This window comes from Verminephrobacter aporrectodeae subsp. tuberculatae At4, assembly GCF_000193225.1.
Lineage (GTDB): Bacteria > Pseudomonadota > Gammaproteobacteria > Burkholderiales > Burkholderiaceae_C > Acidovorax > Acidovorax aporrectodeae.
The window spans coordinates 1-251 of record NZ_AFAL01000597.1 but is presented as its reverse complement, the minus strand read 5'-3'; the positions used below and the strand labels follow the sequence as shown (position 1 = coordinate 251).

At 72.9% G+C, this 251-nt stretch carries 1 pseudogene; it reads left to right on the top strand.

What is annotated here, in order from left to right:
* Positions 1–251: pseudogene (locus VTU_RS28340) on the top strand (MFS transporter); the annotation flags it as partial.

Here is a 251-nt window from a genome sequence, read left to right as displayed (position 1 = left end):
CTCGCGGGGGGCTTTCTCGTGGGTCGCGTGCAGCGGCTGGAGAAGACCATCGCGCTCAGCCTGCTGGGCTCGGCAGCGGGGCTGATGCTCGTGGGAATGGGCTTTTTGCCGGGCCTGGCGGCGCTGCTGCTGGCCTCGGTGGCGGGGCTGGGAACGGGGCTGGCAGGCCCCTCGCGGGACATGCTGATCAAGCGCGCAGCCCCCGCGGGCGCCACGGGCCGCGTGTACGGCACCGTGTATTCCGGGCTCGA